The following is a 537-nucleotide window of genomic DNA, read 5'->3' on the forward strand; positions in this document are numbered from 1 at the left end:
GCAGATCAAGGGCCTCAGCTATCGCGCCGCCGACGGTTCGATCGAGCACAACGAAGCGCGCCCGATCCTCGAAAACATGGACGAGCTGCCGTTCGTGGCGCCCGTCTACAAGCGCGATCTGAAGATCGACAATTACTTCATCGGCTATCTGAAGCATCCGTACGTGTCGATTTACACGGGCCGCGGCTGCCGCTCGAAGTGCACGTTCTGCTTGTGGCCGCAAACCGTGGGCGGTCACCGCTACCGCACGCGCTCGGTCGAGAACGTGCTGGCCGAAGTGAAGTGGATTCGCGACAACATGCCCGAAGTGAAGGAGATCATGTTCGACGACGACACGTTCACCGACTTCAAGCCGCGCGTCGAGGAAATAGCCCGCGGTCTTGGGAAACTGGGCGTGACGTGGTCGTGCAACGCGAAGGCGAACGTGCCTTACTCGACGCTGAAGATCATGAAGGAAAACGGCCTGCGCCTGCTGCTGGTCGGCTACGAGTCCGGCGACGACCAGATTCTGCTGAACATCAAGAAGGGTCTGCGCAC

The 537-nt window shown here is 60.1% G+C and carries 1 protein-coding gene; it reads left to right on the forward strand.

Translation table 11 applies throughout. The features are described from left to right. The coding region (locus P0D71_RS36040; protein ID WP_408483890.1) for a radical SAM protein at nucleotides 1-537 on the forward strand (537 nt) is incomplete at both ends.

Source organism: Paraburkholderia sp. RL17-383-BIF-A (assembly GCF_046028015.1).
Lineage (GTDB): Bacteria > Pseudomonadota > Gammaproteobacteria > Burkholderiales > Burkholderiaceae > Paraburkholderia.